Here is a 15,652-nt window from a genome sequence, read left to right on the forward strand (position 1 = left end):
GAAACGCAAAAGTGGTGGCTCGGCCTGCTGTCATACAAGCGATGCGCCTACCTGGCGGACGTCGCGCGGATCACCGCGGCAATCAGAGCCATGTCGTCCTCCATGCCAAAATCCGGTGGTCTCGAATAACCAAAACGCACGATGATCAATTTTTGCGAAGGAATGATGTAAATACGCTCCCCAAGAAAGCCGCTGGCGAAAAACCCATCCTTGGGAAAACCTTGCGCGACACGCCATGCGGCAAACCGGCTCGCACCATCGTTGGTCCAGAAGCCCGCACCATACGAGGTCCCGAGCGTGCAACGGCGCGACCAATCGACCCAGCCTTCAGGCAGGATCCGTTGGCCATCCGGCGCCACGCCGTCGTGCAAATACAATTCACCGAAACGCGCATAGGTGCGTGCCGGTGCATAGACATACGATGATCCGAAGAACGCGCCGGAGCCATCGAACTCCATCGTCAATCCGCTCAAATGCATCGGCTCCAGCAATTCGCGTTCCGCGAAACTGCGCATGCCGACGGCCCCGCCGCCAACGACCTGACCCATCAATCGATCGATGATCAAGGTATTGCCGGAGGTGTAATCCCAGTCCGTGCCGACGGGGCGGCGCAATGGAAATTTCGCCGCATAGGCAGCCATGTCGTTATGCAGATATTCCATGCGAGCCACGGGGCTGAAGCCGTTGGCTGCTTCCTCCACGGCAAGCCCGCTACGCATACGCAACAGGTCCTCGATGGTGATGCGTCGGCGCGGATCATCGGGGCGCTTCCACTCAGGAGCATCGACCGGTTGGTCGACACGCAGACGTCCTTGTCGCACCAAAATACCTAACAAGGCGTTGGTGAAAGACTTGGCAACGGAATAACTCAACAGTGGCGTGTCAACGCCAAACCCGGGTGCATAACGTTCTGCGATGACGTGATCATCTTTCACCACCACCACGGCTTTCACATCTTTGATCGGCTGTCCAGGGTGCTCATCGAACACGCGATCCAGCGCCGCACGAATAACCGGATCATGGGTCGTTACCACCTCATGCACCGGCGCAAATCCATCCGCGGTCGGTGCAGGCAGCAAGGGCCTTGGTGATGGCGCTGGCGACGTATCGGCAAAGACCAGGCGGCAACCGTAGCCGGGCGTGAAGTCCGCGCGAGCGTGGAAGATACGCGCAAATGTCGTGCGTACACTGCCATGCGCACGATCGACCTGATAACGCACCCAACCTTCAAATGGACGGCCGATGATCGGCTCCACCAATTCCTTCAAGGTCGCTTGCGGATCCAGGCCGGCGACGAATACCGCCGAGCAGAGATTATGGGCCGCCATTCCCGCGGCAACACGCGCAGCACGATCCGGTCGATAGATCACCCATGTCGAGATCAATGCAACCGCTATGGTTGCCCCCACCCAAATACCTATTCGCTTTGCCATGATGGTGCGCTTCCCGTTGAACGAACCGGCTGCGAGCATGCATGCGCAAGCCGCTCAATGGATGGCTAACTGGGACGAATACCCCTGAGGCGGGGACAAAGCGTCGCACCTCGAGTGATGATGCTTGCCCATTCCTCCTGAATCCGTATATCGCGTGATACGCTTGTGCACTGAGCATATTCATGAGATGGAATCTGGCGGTGCAACGAAGGGGTGTTCCAAGTCAATGGGTAGCTTGGCTGGGAATACTGGCCATGACGCTTATTGTCGTGATGCCGGTTTTGTCCCGTGTCATGCCCATGACGGGCGCCATGCCCGGGATGGATGCTTTCTGTGTTCATCACACCTTGGCGCGCACCAAGCACCCTTCTCCGTCGCCCACGCCCGAAGACCCCACCGCGCGTTGCGGATATTGCCTCTTGCTGCATCACACGCCGCCATTGGCAACAGACGAGGTGATTCACTTCGTGCCTGCGCTATTGGACATAGCCGAGCCGCTTGTTTTTCGCCCACAAAGCAAACATGCGTTGCCGTGGTTAAGCGCCGATCCTCGCGGACCGCCTGCGGTCGTCTAAATCGTCATTTCTCCTTTAGAAACTGACGAAAAACCGCAGCGTGCAGGCGAACGTCGCGCGACGACGGCGTATGGGAATTGTCGTTTACGCAGCCGTCTCTGCGACTTGCGAGCACCGCCGGCGCACGGGCGCCTGGACGTCCCGTGCGATATCACTACGCATTTCATCGTCATGACTGACGCATGGTGATGACAAACACATATGGATATTCATTCATGTCTTTCATGAGTTCGATATTTGTCTCAACCCAGCGGAACCGTTTCGGCGCCAAAACGTTTGTTGCTGTTGCGGGCTTACTAGCTGTCGCTTTGCTTCCTCGCCTTGCGCGCGCTTGTGCCACGTGTGGCTGCACGCTCAGCACAGACGCTGCAACCGGCTATTCGACCGCTTCGGGCTGGCGCATCAATATCGATTACACCTATATCGACCAGAACGAGTTGCGGCACGGCGGCAGCAAGGCAAGTCCGGAACAGGTGGTTAATCGGCCTTCGGATCCGTCACTCGACGGTGGTGAAATCGAAAAGAACACCACCAACCGCTACATCAATCTGTCGGCCGCTTACCGATTCAATGCGGCCTGGGGCGTCACCTTCATTGTTCCTTACGTATCGCGCGATCACACCACGTACGGCACACAGCCGCAGCCTTATGTGCCCTCGGAAACGGCGCCGGATCAGGTGAGCAACGCTCACGTCAGTGGTCTCGGCGATGTCAAAATCCTGGCCAACTACCAGGGCTTTTTGCCAACGCATAACCTCGGCGTGCAATTTGGCGTGAAATTACCCACTGGGAATGACGGCGGGCAGGCAGAGAACGGCGACTTAGTAGGCCATCCCGTCACGTTCCGCACGGGGCCGGGACTAGGTCAATCTCTCGACACGGACATGCAAGCCGGCACAGGCAGTACGGATCTCATCCTGGGCGGGTACTACTATCAGCCGGTGAGCCAGAATTTCGATGCGTTCGCCAATGCGCAATTTCAGGCAGCGGTGAAGGAAAATCTCGATCAGCCGGGTGCCGATTATCGGCCGGGCAATCTCACATCCATCAGCGTAGGTCTACGTTACGAAGCACATGCCAACTGGGTACCCCAACTGCAGATCAACTGGTTTCACAAGCTGGCCGATCAGGGCTTTCTGGCAGACAGGCCGGATACGGAAGGTACAGTCGCTTATCTGAGTCCGGGCATCAGCGCCAGCCTCACCCGTACCTTGCAAATGTATGCCTTCGTACAGATCCCGATTTACAGCCGCCTGCAGGGCTATCAGCTATTTCCCGGATGGACCGGTACCATTGGTATCAGCATGAAACTTTGAACCGGATGCCACGTACGACATGTATCCGTAGAGATCCGATGAACTCATTTTTTCTCAAGCGCATGCTTCGAAGCCTCGCACTGTCTTTGCAACAGGTCTTTGTTATCGCAATGCTCTGTCTTGCGACCGGACGCGCATTCGCTAATGACCTGGTTGTTGGCCAGCCTGCTCCGCCGATCACGCTGAACACACTCGACGGTAAACAGATCGATTTACGCAGCCTCCACGGCAAGGTGGTGATTCTGACGTTCTGGGCCACATGGTGCGGTCCATGCCGGAAAGAGCTCCCGCTGCTCTCGCGCTACGCCAACGAACACGCCAAGCAAGGGCTAGTGGTGCTCGGTTTCAGTCTCGACACGCCTGACGATCTGAACAAGGTACGTGATGTGGCCGGCACGCTGAGCTTCCCGGTCGGACTGCTTGGCGACCCGCACGTCCCTGGCTATGGACGCATTTGGCATCTTCCGGTGAGCTTCACTATCGACCGTGACGGCAAGCTCATTGACAACGGTTGGAAGGATAGGCAGCCGGCGTGGACAGCGCAGCGGCTTGAGCAAGTCGTGACGCCGCTGTTGACCCGCATGCCGCGTTAGCGAAGGGTCACGTTTTTTCCGGCACGGTTTTGACCGGCCTGAGCAGGCGTCAAGTGTGCACTGCACAGGCAGCTCTCATGCATCGTGCTGCCTGTTCTTCCGCCTGTTCCAGCGGCACTTGATGACCCATGCAGAGCCCACCACCATCCAGCCCGCATAGAGCAGCATCAGACCGACGTTCAATACACGCGAACGCGTGGCAATTCCCCAACCAAGCGTCAGGCACACCGCGATGAATATCGCCAGGCCGGTCATGCTGAATGACGTTCTCGATGGGGTTGGGGAATCCACGGCATTGTCCGGTATGTCGCCAGCGCGTGATGCGCACCTTACTCCTGTGCGCAGAATTTAATAGCCGCACTGGATTGGTTCACCCAACCAAGCTATCGCGCTCCGGGCGCCGTTACGTCCCGATCGATCATCGCGCCGGCCAATGCCACGCAGGCGCATCCAACAGACCTTGTCCAGCGATCCTGGTCTGGCTCAACTCTTTTTCGAGATGCACGACATGGCAATCACGAACATGCTTCAACGCATCGATCAAGGCGCCGGCATGCGAGATGACCCATACCTGGCTGCGTTGCGACGCGTGCGTAATCAGTCGCGCGAGTGCGGGCAGAAGGTCGGGATGCAGGCTTGTCTCCGGCTCGTTCAACACCATCAACGGCGGCGGACGCGGGGTGTGCAAGGCCGCTATCCAGAGCAGATAGCGCAAAGTGCCGTCGGATAGCTCTGCTGACGACAGTGGCCTCAGCAAGCCGGTCTGCTGAAAAAGAAGACCGAAACGACCGTCATCGCTCATGATCTGCACATCGGCACCGGGAAAAGCATCGTGCACCGCCTCATCCAGTGCCTGCACATCGCCGATTTCGCGAATGGTTTGCCACGCCGCCGCGAGATCGTGTCCGTCATGGCTCAAGACCGGCGTGCGCGTACCGACTTGTATGCGTCGCGCCGGTGCATCACTGTCGCATCGAAAGTGATCGTAGAAACGCCACCCGCGAATAGACTCCCGCAGCGCCATCACTTCCGAAGCACGTTCGGGATCGGCCAACTGCGTGAAGATGCTCTCGAAGTGATTCAGGTGCTCAGCCACCACACGCCATTGGCGTTTTTCCCTGACGCGCACCATCGAGCCACGCCGCTCCACCAAGGTGCTTGGCAGACGGTACAGGGGACCGGCCCAGATGACTTCGCTCTTGATTTCCGGGTCGTAGGAAAAAACCGAACGGCTCGGCGTGGGATATCCCAGATCGATCGCATAACCGAAGTCTTCTTTGGCAAAACCGAGCTTCAACGCATACGGCTCACGGCGAGGACCACCCTGAATCGGCACTTCGCCTTGTTGCATGCGACGCGAAAGGGTTTCGGGACCGGCCCACACGACGGAATTCAAACCACCTTCGCGCGCCAATGCACCCACCACGTTGCCGCTTGCCGTTTCGGCCAGCAGTCGAAGCGCGCGATAAAGATTGGATTTACCGCTTCCATTGGCGCCGGTGATCAAGGTCAACCGCCCCAGCGGCAATACCAGCGAGCGAAGCGAACGATAGTTGGTGACGGCAAGCGTGCTCAGCATGGGGATGCGCCAGGAAATGGTGAGCCAAACCTAGCGGCATCGGCTCTCAGGTGACGAGACGCCTTTTCTCCGCAGAATCATTACACCGGCAAGGCGGTGGTCCGCTTCACAGTGCGTAGCGCCAAGGTCGATTGCACCCTCACCACGCCGGGCAACTGAGTAAGTATTTCCGTGTGAATGCGCTCGAAGTCGGCCGAGTCGGCATACGTCACGCGCACCATGTAATCGGCTGCGCCGGCAAGCAGGCAGCATTCGGTCACCTCCGGATGTTTCTGGATAGCTTCTTCAAATGCATCGAGCGCTGCACGACCTTGCTGGTCGAGCGTCACCAGCACGAAGGCGGTGCCGGACAAGCCCGCGGCCTTTTCATCCAGCAACATCACATAGCGCGAAATCAGCCCGCGCTCTTCCAGCAGCTTCACCCGCCGCAAGCAGGCGGAGGGGGATAAATTGATGCGCAGGGCAAGTTCCGCATTGGCCAGGCGCCCGTCTTCCTGAAGCAGCCGGAGGATGGCGCGGTCGCGGTCGTCCAAGGGTGGAAAATTATTCGTCATAAATTCTACGTTGAGCCACATCTTTCGCATTGAATGCGAAAAAATGACCGCAGCACCGCCTTAATCAGCGAGAAATTGCGCAATGTCTCGATCATACTGCGCCCCGCGCTGAGTCAGGAAGGCCGGCGCGCCAAACCTTCCCCTCTCAAGCGAGAAATCGAGTCATGCGCATCGGTGTACCGAAAGAAATCAAGAACCATGAATATCGCGTGGGCCTGGTCCCCTCTTCCGTGCAGGAACTGGTGCACCACGGCCATCAGGTGATGGTGCAGAAGGACGCCGGCCTGGGCGCAGGCCTCACCGATGCCGACTACGTCGCCGCCGGCGCAAGCATTGTAGAAAGCGCCGACCAGATCTTTGCCGAAGCGGACATGATCGTGAAGGTCAAGGAACCGCTGGCGGTGGAGCGGAAGAAGCTGCGCCAAGGCCAGATTCTGTTTACCTACCTGCACCTGGCGCCCGATGCGGAACAGACCCATGACCTGATCGCCTCTGGTGCGATCTGCATTGCTTATGAAACCGTTACTGCCGCCAACGGTTCGCTGCCGCTGCTGACGCCGATGTCCGAAGTGGCCGGCCGCCTCGCGCCGCAGGTCGGTGCACATTCGCTGGAAAAAGCACAAGGCGGACGCGGCGTGCTGCTCGGCGGTGTACCCGGTGTACCGGCAGCCGAAGTCGTGATCCTGGGCGGTGGCGTGTCCGGCACGCATGCCGCCACCATTGCCGTAGGCATGGGCGCGAAGGTGACCGTGGTGGATCGCTCGGCGGAAGCGCTGAAGCGCCTTGCCACCCAGTTCGGCACCTCGATTTCCACCGTCTTCTCCACCCGCTCGGCGATCGAGGAACTGGTGCGCCGCGCCGACCTGCTGATCGGCACCGTGCTGGTGCCGGGCGCCGCGGCACCGAAGCTGGTGACGCATGACATGGTGCGCAGCATGAAGCCGGGCTCGGTGATCGTCGACGTGGCCATCGACCAAGGCGGCTGCGTGGAAACCTCGCATGCCACCACGCATTCCGATCCCACCTACGTGGTGGATGGCGTCGTGCACTACTGCGTCGCCAACATGCCTGGCGCCGTGGCCCGCACCTCGACCTTCGCACTCAACAACGTAACCCTGCCGTTTGCCTTGTCGCTCGCCAACAATGGCTGGAAGAAGGCATTGGCCCAGGACGTCCATTTGCGCAACGGCCTGAACGTCATCGACGGCAAGGTGGTGTGCGAGCCGGTCGCCCTGGCGCACAACCTGCCGTATGTGAAGGCCGAAACCGCGATCGGCATGTAAGCACACAGGCTGTCGGCAAACAGCCATCCTGCCGCGTGCAGGATGGCTGTTTATTCGAAATAGATATCTTCTTCAAGCAACACAGGCAAATGCGCAGGCATAGCTGCCCATGTCGCAGCCACGCTTCTATCGCCGAGGCAACGATCTGGCGGTTATCGTCAGTGATCTCGCACTGATGATTACGCAGAAAGTCCGTGATGACGCCCTGGATTTCCCACGGCATGCGCGCGAATGGCGCTGCCGCCGTCCGCAGATGCACGCGTCGAATCCGTTTGCGAGCCTGGTGCGCCACGCTGTTCGACCTGTTCCCTTATCAAGCACAAGGTCCGCATAAAGCGGGCCACGATCAATCCAGCATTACCCATGCGGTGTACCACGCCACCGGCGTGCGCGTTCGCGAGCTTCCGGTGCATGTTGAAGATTTGCTGCTGTCTAACATGGCGTGAAGAAATTCATTCAAGGCACACATGAAATCGACGCGCCCCTTCCCAGCCGGGAAAACATCCTGAGCACAGGCCATTGAACTTCGGGCAGGTACCTATAGCCGTATCACGAATCCAGGTGGCAGGTTTTCCAGATAACGCTTGGTCCATGTGATGCGTGCGCCGTCGTCCATCAGCAAGCGGTATTCGCCTTCCGGCCACGCCTGCATGTCCCGGATCGCTTCCAACCGCACCAACGTCGAACGATTCACACGTGCGAATCGCATCGGGTTCAATCGCGCCAGCATATTTTCCAAGGTACCGCGCAAGCGATGGGGGCAACCGTCGACATAGATGTCGAGGTAGTTGCGGTTCGATTCGACACGACTGACCTGTTCCGTGCGAATCAGGCGGGCGGTGTCGCCGAGGGAAACCAGCACATGTTCGATGTAATGCATCGGTGCCGGAAGCGCATTCAGCAAGCCGTCGAGGCGCTTGCCCATGTCTGGCCGGGGTATAAGGCGTTCGCGCAAACGCTGCAGCAACCGATCGAAACGTTCCGGGCTCACCGGCTTCAGCAGATAATCGAAAGCATGCACGTCGAATGCCTGCAACGCGCGGTCGTCGTGCGCCGTGACGAAGATGATTTCCGCAGGCAGCGGATCGCCTAATGCCTGCAAGACGGCAAAGCCATCCATATCCGGCATGGTGATATCAAGGAACACCACATCCGGCCGCGCGCTCCCGATGAGCGTGACAGCATCGCGGCCATTGCCGGCCTCGCCGACGACGGACACATCCTCGGCCATGGCCAGATAGCGCTTCAGCTTGTCCCGCGCTGGCGCTTCATCATCGACGATCACCGCGCGCAGGCTCATGACGACACCCCGGCAAGCGGTAGCCATAACAGCACCTGTGCGCCGCCCTCTTCCATGCATTGCAAGCGCAAACCGGCCGCCGCGCCATAAAGATGCTGCAGACGGCTCTCGGTGTTGCTCAGGCCGATGCCGTGTCCCTGATGCGGGCGGGCTTCCTGCTTCGAACCCCTGTTGCGAATACAAAATTGAAGCGTGTCGCCTTCGCGCGAAGCGTTCAGCTCTACCTGCCTGGGCATGGCATCGCCCGTATGCTCGATGGCGTTTTCGACCACGGGCTGAAGGATCAGGAAGGGCACCCTGGCCTGATCGAGCGATGGATCGGCTTGGATGTCTATCGCCAGCCGATCACCGAAACGGGCCTGCTGGATGCTGAGATAAAGGCGTAGCAGCCGCCACTCTTCTTGCAAGCTATGCTCTTGCTCCGTCGTGCTTAGCGTGATCCGCAGCAACTCGCCGATACGCGCCAGCATTTCATCCGCCACCCGCGGCTGTTCGTACATGATGGATGACACGGCATTGAGCGCATTGAACAGAAAGTGGGGGTTGAGCTGCAGCCGCAAAGCATCCAGCCGCGCCTCCGACAACGCCGTTTCCAGTTGTGCCGCGCGCAGCTCACGCTTGCGCGCCACGCGATAGCGATCCACCAGCCATAGCACCAGGGCGACCAGCAAGTAGTAGAAAACGTCGCTGGGAAATTCCATGACGTAACGCCATGACATCACGCCGTAGTCATAATCGCCGTAGCCGAACAGGTGGAACAGTACGATGCGCGAGCCCCACATCAGGCTGGTATGCAGCAAGGACAGGGCCATCAACACCAAGGCATGGCAACCATAGCGCGCCCACCGCCCCGGTATCTGGCGAAGACGTCGCAGCAAGGCAATCAACAGGGGCAATAACACGCCGAAGCTGAAGCTGCCGGTCATCTCCTCGATCAATTTGGGCACCAAGGAAACCGGCACGCGATCGGCAACGTCGTTGAAATAACGGTGCAAGGCATTGAGGCATCCGATCAATACGAGCACGCCGAACCAGGCCGAAAGCCAGAACCCGGCCGATGGCGTTTCGCGTACATCCTGGGAGGTCATCTTTGGGTACGTCGGCATGGGGCATTCCTCGGGGCTTGCCTGCGCCCGCCAGTGGGTCAGCGTTGCATCCGGCGGCCGGCCTACCGCAGCGTTGGCAAAGGCATGGTAAGGCAAGCCTGGGTCATCCCATGCTGGGTCACCCCATGCATTCATGCCAATTGACGGGCTGGCTTCACTGCAGAAAGATGGCACAGCTATTCGCGAGATCCATGCATGCTGCGCATTCTTCCCGGCAACCTGGATGACCCACGCGTCATCGACCTCCTGCTTCTGCACATCACTACCGCCCGAGCGCAGACCGCACGAGGCAGCGCGCACGCGCTGGATGTCACGGCACTTCGAGGGCCGGACATTCATGTCTGGACCGCGTGGGAGGGCGAGGAACTGCTCGCCATCGGTGCATTGCGCCGGCTTTCGACAGAACTTGGCGAAGTGAAATCCATGCACACCGCCTCGGAGGCGCGCCGCCGAGGCGCTGGCAGTGTCATGCTGCGCCACATCGTCGATAGCGCGCGCGCCATGAATCTCTCGCGTCTCGCGCTTGAAACGGGTTCGTGGGATTACTTCATTCCGGCTCGTGCTTTTTACAGGCGGCACGGGTTTATGGAATGCGCGCCGTTCGGCACGTATGTCGCCGATCCGAACAGCGTGTTCATGTCACTGGATTTGAAGCCGGGATAAATCACCGGCCTGTTCAAGGGGCAGCGATCGACTTGGGTGGGTAGCGGATGGCAAATCCGGTGCATCACAAGCCGATTTAGCACCGCTACCCCGCCTTGGTCTCACGTATGCTTGTGACTTTGCCGACCCGCGTCGACATGTTGCTCGCGGCTGCCGCCACTGCTTCGTGCAGAACTTCCGCCGTGGCTGCGTTCACCGCCCTTGCGGCCGATGTTCGCCATATGGCTCCGGTCCTCGCTCACCGCTTCGCCGCCCTTTTGCCCGATAGCGGACATGTGCTGGCGATTCTGGCTGACCGCCTCGCCACCCTTGCGGCCCGCCTCGCGAGCTTCCTGCGAACTGAATTCGTGCGCGTGTCCGCTCTCATGCGCCGCTCGCCCACCTTGACTTGCGATTTCGCGCTGGCGCGATTCATCCATCCCCGCGAATCCGCGACCACCACGATTATTGCCTGTGCTTGCCATAGTCATGACTCCTGATCGATATCACGCACAGCACACGACATGCCGTGCAAAACGATGATCGCCAGGGTTATCTGTAGCCCGAGTCTGGGCGTAGTGAAAAATCTCTCGACAAACCCCCTACCATCCAAGCGCCTGCCTGTACGTCGGAAGTCGGCGACTTTGAAGCATGAGGCTCGACGAGATGAATCATTGCGTCGATAAAAACTGTCTCGATGAAAAATGGCTTGAGACCCATGTCGATTCAAAGACACTGTAGGCAGCCTTCATAGGGCTGGCGTTGAACTGGTCAAACAATTCTTTTTCTCCGGACGCTGGCCGTGAATGTTCAACAAACCGAAAACGTCGTCGAAAGCCGGCCATTCTTCGCCCAAGGACGGATCAGCATCGAATCTGGACATTTCCTGCTGATAGCGCGAACGCAAGCGTTCCCGTAGCGCCTCTCGGTCGGGATGCGTCTCCAGCAACACGCGCAATACTGCGACAAGTGCCCTCGCGGTACCTGACAGCGCGACCTGGGCCTCGATGCCTTCCATCGACACTCCCTCCCATCACTCAAGCTAAAGCCAAGTTGATAACGTACTGCTCACCAAAGGAAGGTGGCGTCACTCATTCATCAACAGGCTCATCGACAATCGTTGCGTGCAGAGCTGGCCGTGAAACTGGATGCGGGAGACCAGGCCTGCGTACAGGCATTTGCCGCCCGTACGACGTCCCAGGCCGATGGCAATCCCACTACCGGCGCGGACCTGGGCAGACGTTGAGGCTCCCTTCCCGGCAACGATCCCGTCCAAGGATGTGATTGGGTCCAGAAGCTGCGCAACGCGGTGATTCATTTTCCAGCCAGCTACTGCGCCGCCATATCAGTAACCTTGCCGCACTTCACAGGGCGGCCTTGATCGTGCATCCAGAAAACATCGACTCTCCTACACGCGCGCCGCTCCCGGTTGCTCCGTCTCTTGAACCCACGCTTGCCGCGGCCGATATGCCACGGCAGTTCTTGCCGCTGGACCGTCGCGTGCTGGGGATCAGCGTTGTTGCCATGCTGCTGGGTGCGATGGTCGCCGTGGTGGCCAAAGCGTTGACGGCCTTGATCGGTCTTTTCACTAACCTGGCCTTCTACGGTCGGTGGAGCGTCGCTTTCGTCAGTCCTGCCGGTCACCATCTGGGTGCGTGGGTGATCGTGGTGCCGGCGATCGGCGGTCTGATCGTCGGCGTGATGGCGCGCTGGGGGTCGCGTGCGATTCGTGGGCACGGCATTCCCGAAGCCATGGAACAGGTGCTGCTCAATGAAAGCCGTATTCCACCGCGTATCACCTGGCTGAAACCGGTGTCGTCGGCAATCGCTATCGGCACTGGCGGTCCGTTTGGTGCGGAGGGCCCGATTATCGCCACGGGCGGCGCGCTCGGCTCACTCATCGCCCAACTGATGCATGTCACAGCCGATGAACGCAAGACACTGCTCGCATCAGGTGCGGCGGCCGGTATGGCGGCGGTTTTCTCGGCGCCGATTTCAGCCGTGCTGCTGGCGATCGAATTGCTGTTGTTCGAACGCCGCGCACGTTCGCTCATTCCCGTCACACTGGCGGCGACCGCTGGCACCGGCATCCGTTACCTGCTTGAAGGAAACGCGCCGATGTTCCCCATGCCAAACCTCGCCACGCCGACATTGCCCGCATTGGCGGCGTACATAGTGCTGGGCCTGGTCGTAGGCGTAATCAGCGTCGGCATCACACGTCTCACTTATGCCATCGAGGATGGTTTCGAAAAATTGCCCATCCATTGGATGTGGTGGCCCGCACTCGGCGGCATCGTGGTCGGCATCGTCGGCTACTACATGCCGCTGACGCTTGGCGTCGGCTATACCAATATTTCCGCGGTACTTGGCGGACAAATCGGCCTCGGCGCCATGCTCGCCCTCTGCCTGCTGAAACTGCTGTCGTGGTCGGTCGCGCTCGGCAGCGGCACATCCGGCGGCACGCTAGCGCCATTGTTTACCATCGGCGGCGCCATGGGCGGTGTCTTTGGATGGACCATGGCGAGCGCTGCGCCATGGTTGCACGTCGATCCGCATATGGCGGCACTGGTATGCATGGCGGCGATCTTCGCCGGCGCCTCACGCGCCTTCCTCACGTCGGTCGTGTTCGCCTTCGAAACCACACAACAGGTGCATGGGCTACTGCCCTTGCTCGGCGCATGCGCGGCGGCCTATCTGATTTCGGGATTGATGATGCGCAACACGATCATGACGGAAAAGATCGTGCGCCGCGGTGTACGCGTTCCTTCCGATTACGCCGCCGATTATCTGGACCAGGTCTATGTACGCGATGCATGCAGCCGAAACATCGTAAGCCTGCGCACCGAGCAAACCATCGAAGAGGTTCGCCAGTGGCTGGTTTCCGACGGCTCGGCCACGAAGCACCAGGGATTTCCCGTCATCGACCGAAACGGCCAGTTATGTGGCGTGGTGACGCGACGACAGCTTTACGATGCATCGCTGGCCGGCAACGCCAGTGTGCAATCGCTGCTGCAGCGTCCGCCATTGATCGTGCGTGAAGACCATACCTTGCGAGAAGCCGCCGATCACATGGTGGAGCGGGATGTCGGCCGTTTGGTGGTGGTGAGCAAGGAGACGCCGCATCGCATGGTGGGAATCATCACACGCGGGGATCTGTTGGCGGCGCATGCCAGGAGATTACGGGAAGCCCGGCAAGCAGTACGACACCTGGGGCGAAAGCGGCTGGCTTCGCTGGGTATTTCATAGACGGGTGATTCGTATGTCGCTTTGATCGTTGATGATCGAAAGCGACGTAGGCCAAGCATCCCGTGGCTAAAGGTTCCATTGCGCAGCGACCCAAAACTCCAGCGCGTCCCCAGCGCTGAAAAGACCTCATACCAAGGCATCATCCGCCGCTACAAAACCGCCGGTCTGCCGCTGCCACAATCGCGCATACAATCCGCCCCGCGTGATCAACTCTGCGTGCGTACCACTCTCCACCACCTTGCCCTTGTCCATCACCACCAACCGATCCATCCTGGCGATGGTCGAAAGGCGATGGGCGATGGCGATGACCGTTTTGCCTTCCATCAGTATTTCCAGGCTTTCCTGGATAGCGGCTTCCACTTCCGAATCCAATGCAGAGGTCGCTTCGTCGAGCACGAGGATCGGAGCGTCCTTCAATAACACGCGTGCAATGGCGATGCGCTGCCGCTGGCCGCCCGACAGTTTGACGCCGCGCTCGCCGACGTGCGCATCAAGCCCCTGGCGACCTTCGCCGTCGATGAGGTTGGGGATGAATTCGTCCGCGCGCGCCTTACGGATGGCTTCGTGCAATTGCGCTTCGCTCGCATCGGGGCGACCGTAAAGCAGGTTGTCGCGTACGGATCGGTGCAACAGCGAGGTGTCCTGGGTGACGACGCCGATCTGCGAGCGCAGGCTTTCTTGCGTGACCTGCGCGATGTCGGTGCCGTCAATGGTGATGTGGCCTCCTTCGAGGTCGTAGAGACGCAGCATCACATTGACCAGGGTGGATTTGCCGGCGCCGGACGGCCCCACCAAGCCGATCTTTTCGCCGGGACGCACGATCAGGTTCAGGCCGGACATGATGCCGCCCTGTTTGCCGTAATGAAAATGGATGTCTTCGAAGTGCACTTCGCCGGCCACGACTTCCAACGGCATGGCGCCTTCGCGATCTTGCACGGCGCGTGGCTGTGAGATGGTGGTGATGCCGTCCTGCACGGTGCCGATGTTTTCGAAAATGCCGTTGACCACCCACATGATCCAGCCCGACATGTTGTTGATGCGGATCACCAGGCCGGTGGAAAGCGCGATGGCGCCAACAGTGACCTTACCCTCGCTCCATAGCCATACAGCCAGCGCGGACGTGCCGACGATCAGGAAACCGTTGAGCGTGGTGATGCTGGCATCCATCGCCGTGGTCAGGCGCGTCATGTCGCGCAGCTTCTGCGTCTGTTCCTCCATGGCATCGGCCACGTATGCCTCCTCGCGCTGAGTGTGGGCGAAGAGCTTGAGCGTGAGGATGTTGCTATAGCCGTCGACGATGCGCCCCATCAACTTCGAGCGCGCTTCGGAAGCCAGCCACGAACGCTGCCGCGTACGCGGGATGAAGATGTACAAGGTGCCGATGTACGCGAACAGCCACACTACCAGAGGCGCGGCAAGCCAGAAGTCGGCATGGGCAAACATGACGATGGCGCTGCCGGTATAGATGGCCACGTACCAGATGGCGTCGACGATCTGCACCGCTGATTCGCGCAGCGATGCACCGGTCTGCATGATCCGGTTGGCGATACGTCCGGCGTAATCATTCTGAAAGAAGCCCAGGCTTTGCCGGATGACGTAGCGATGGTTCTGCCAGCGGATGCGATTGGTAAGGTTGGGAACGACGGACTGGTTTACCAACAGGTCATGCAATCCGATAAAAAGCGGCCGCAACACCAGCGCCACGCATGCCATCCACAACAGCTCTCGCCCGTGTACGGTGAAAAAGGCCGGGCCCGGCGCACCTTTGGCCATGTCGACGATACGGCCGATAAAGCCGAACAGCGAAACCTCAACCAGCGCCACGCCAAAACCCACCACGATGGCGGCGGCGAAGACCGGCCAGACCTGGCGCAGGTAAAACACATAAAACCGCCCAATGGCTTTCGGCGGCATGCTGTCGACGGGGTCCTTGAAGGCGTCGACCAGGGATTCGAACCAACGGAAGATCATGGCGCGGGGTCCATCAGGCGGGCCACAGGAGACAAGAGTGGGTCACTATACAGG

General features: G+C 59.7%; 17 protein-coding genes. 8 read left to right on the top strand and 9 right to left on the bottom strand.

Features of this window, described 5'->3' with window-relative positions; translation table 11 throughout:
- Positions 1-47 precede the first annotated feature (47 nt).
- The gene (locus AC4HNJ_RS18580) at positions 48-1,433 is read right to left on the bottom strand and encodes a serine hydrolase domain-containing protein (protein ID WP_490481097.1); all 1,386 of its coding nucleotides are present in this window, start codon (positions 1,431-1,433) and stop codon (positions 48-50) included.
- 182 nt (positions 1,434-1,615) lie between these two features.
- On the opposite strand from AC4HNJ_RS18580, the gene AC4HNJ_RS18585 reads away from it, so the two are divergent.
- The 3 genes from AC4HNJ_RS18585 (at position 1,616) to AC4HNJ_RS18595 (ending at position 3,917) form a co-directional block, all read left to right on the top strand.
- Positions 1,616-2,008 carry a DUF2946 domain-containing protein gene (locus AC4HNJ_RS18585; RefSeq protein ID WP_490481098.1) on the top strand — a complete coding sequence of 131 codons (393 nt, stop codon included), beginning with the start codon at positions 1,616-1,618 and terminating at the stop codon, positions 2,006-2,008.
- Positions 2,009-2,232: 224 nt separating this feature from the next.
- The gene (locus tag AC4HNJ_RS18590; protein WP_490481141.1) at positions 2,233-3,324 is read left to right on the top strand and encodes a transporter; all 1,092 of its coding nucleotides are present in this window, start codon (positions 2,233-2,235) and stop codon (positions 3,322-3,324) included.
- 110 nt (positions 3,325-3,434) lie between these two features.
- Complete coding sequence (locus AC4HNJ_RS18595; protein WP_490481142.1) at positions 3,435-3,917, top strand: peroxiredoxin family protein; 483 nt, start codon at positions 3,435-3,437, stop codon at positions 3,915-3,917.
- A gap of 75 nt (positions 3,918-3,992) precedes the next feature.
- On the opposite strand, the gene AC4HNJ_RS18600 is transcribed toward AC4HNJ_RS18595, so the two are convergent.
- The 3 genes from AC4HNJ_RS18600 to AC4HNJ_RS18610 all read right to left on the bottom strand — a co-directional run bounded on the left by AC4HNJ_RS18600 (position 3,993) and on the right by AC4HNJ_RS18610 (position 6,050).
- The gene (locus AC4HNJ_RS18600; RefSeq protein WP_490481099.1) at positions 3,993-4,208 is read right to left on the bottom strand and encodes a hypothetical protein; all 216 of its coding nucleotides are present in this window, start codon (positions 4,206-4,208) and stop codon (positions 3,993-3,995) included.
- Between the two features lie 127 nt (positions 4,209-4,335).
- Positions 4,336-5,496: an AAA family ATPase gene (locus tag AC4HNJ_RS18605; protein ID WP_490481100.1), complete on the bottom strand. Its 1,161-nt coding sequence runs from the start codon at positions 5,494-5,496 to the stop codon at positions 4,336-4,338.
- A gap of 80 nt (positions 5,497-5,576) precedes the next feature.
- Positions 5,577-6,050, bottom strand: a complete 474-nt coding sequence (locus AC4HNJ_RS18610; protein WP_490481101.1) for an Lrp/AsnC family transcriptional regulator — start codon at positions 6,048-6,050, stop codon at positions 5,577-5,579.
- Positions 6,051-6,214: 164 nt separating this feature from the next.
- Here AC4HNJ_RS18610 and ald point away from each other — a divergent pair, with 164 nt between their 5' ends.
- Positions 6,215-7,333 (top strand): alanine dehydrogenase, encoded by a 1,119-nt coding sequence (ald, locus tag AC4HNJ_RS18615; protein ID WP_490481102.1) that lies wholly within the window; start codon positions 6,215-6,217, stop codon positions 7,331-7,333.
- A gap of 197 nt (positions 7,334-7,530) precedes the next feature.
- On the top strand, positions 7,531-7,779 hold the full coding sequence (locus AC4HNJ_RS18620; RefSeq protein WP_490481144.1) for a hypothetical protein: 249 nt from the start codon (positions 7,531-7,533) through the stop codon (positions 7,777-7,779).
- 92 nt (positions 7,780-7,871) lie between these two features.
- On the opposite strand, the gene AC4HNJ_RS18625 is transcribed toward AC4HNJ_RS18620, so the two are convergent.
- Both AC4HNJ_RS18625 and AC4HNJ_RS18630 read right to left on the bottom strand, forming a co-directional pair.
- The gene (locus AC4HNJ_RS18625) at positions 7,872-8,633 is read right to left on the bottom strand and encodes a LytR/AlgR family response regulator transcription factor (RefSeq protein WP_490481103.1); all 762 of its coding nucleotides are present in this window, start codon (positions 8,631-8,633) and stop codon (positions 7,872-7,874) included.
- On the bottom strand, positions 8,630-9,739 hold the full coding sequence (locus tag AC4HNJ_RS18630; protein ID WP_490481104.1) for a sensor histidine kinase: 1,110 nt from the start codon (positions 9,737-9,739) through the stop codon (positions 8,630-8,632). The genes AC4HNJ_RS18625 and AC4HNJ_RS18630 overlap by 4 nt, the downstream gene beginning before the upstream one ends.
- Before the next feature lie 195 nt (positions 9,740-9,934).
- Here AC4HNJ_RS18630 and AC4HNJ_RS18635 point away from each other — a divergent pair, with 195 nt between their 5' ends.
- On the top strand, positions 9,935-10,402 hold the full coding sequence (locus tag AC4HNJ_RS18635) for a GNAT family N-acetyltransferase (RefSeq protein ID WP_490481105.1): 468 nt from the start codon (positions 9,935-9,937) through the stop codon (positions 10,400-10,402).
- Positions 10,403-10,503: 101 nt separating this feature from the next.
- Here AC4HNJ_RS18635 and AC4HNJ_RS18640 read toward each other — a convergent pair whose 3' ends face one another.
- Together AC4HNJ_RS18640 and AC4HNJ_RS18645 are read right to left on the bottom strand one after the other, a co-directional pair.
- The gene (locus AC4HNJ_RS18640) at positions 10,504-10,866 is read right to left on the bottom strand and encodes a KGG domain-containing protein (protein WP_490481106.1); all 363 of its coding nucleotides are present in this window, start codon (positions 10,864-10,866) and stop codon (positions 10,504-10,506) included.
- A 263-nt stretch (positions 10,867-11,129) separates the two neighbouring features.
- Positions 11,130-11,399 carry a hypothetical protein gene (locus tag AC4HNJ_RS18645; RefSeq protein WP_490481107.1) on the bottom strand — a complete coding sequence of 90 codons (270 nt, stop codon included), beginning with the start codon at positions 11,397-11,399 and terminating at the stop codon, positions 11,130-11,132.
- A 63-nt stretch (positions 11,400-11,462) separates the two neighbouring features.
- On the opposite strand from AC4HNJ_RS18645, the gene AC4HNJ_RS18650 reads away from it, so the two are divergent.
- Together AC4HNJ_RS18650 and AC4HNJ_RS18655 are read left to right on the top strand one after the other, a co-directional pair.
- Positions 11,463-11,627, top strand: coding sequence for a hypothetical protein (locus AC4HNJ_RS18650; RefSeq protein WP_490481108.1), 165 nt, complete (start codon positions 11,463-11,465; stop codon positions 11,625-11,627).
- 221 nt (positions 11,628-11,848) lie between these two features.
- Positions 11,849-13,627: a chloride channel protein gene (locus AC4HNJ_RS18655; RefSeq protein ID WP_490481109.1), complete on the top strand. Its 1,779-nt coding sequence runs from the start codon at positions 11,849-11,851 to the stop codon at positions 13,625-13,627.
- 126 nt (positions 13,628-13,753) lie between these two features.
- Here AC4HNJ_RS18655 and AC4HNJ_RS18660 read toward each other — a convergent pair whose 3' ends face one another.
- Positions 13,754-15,595 (bottom strand): ABC transporter ATP-binding protein, encoded by a 1,842-nt coding sequence (locus tag AC4HNJ_RS18660; protein ID WP_490481143.1) that lies wholly within the window; start codon positions 15,593-15,595, stop codon positions 13,754-13,756.
- Positions 15,596-15,652 lie beyond the last annotated feature (57 nt).

The organism is Dyella sp. SYSU CM1112, from assembly GCF_058216415.1.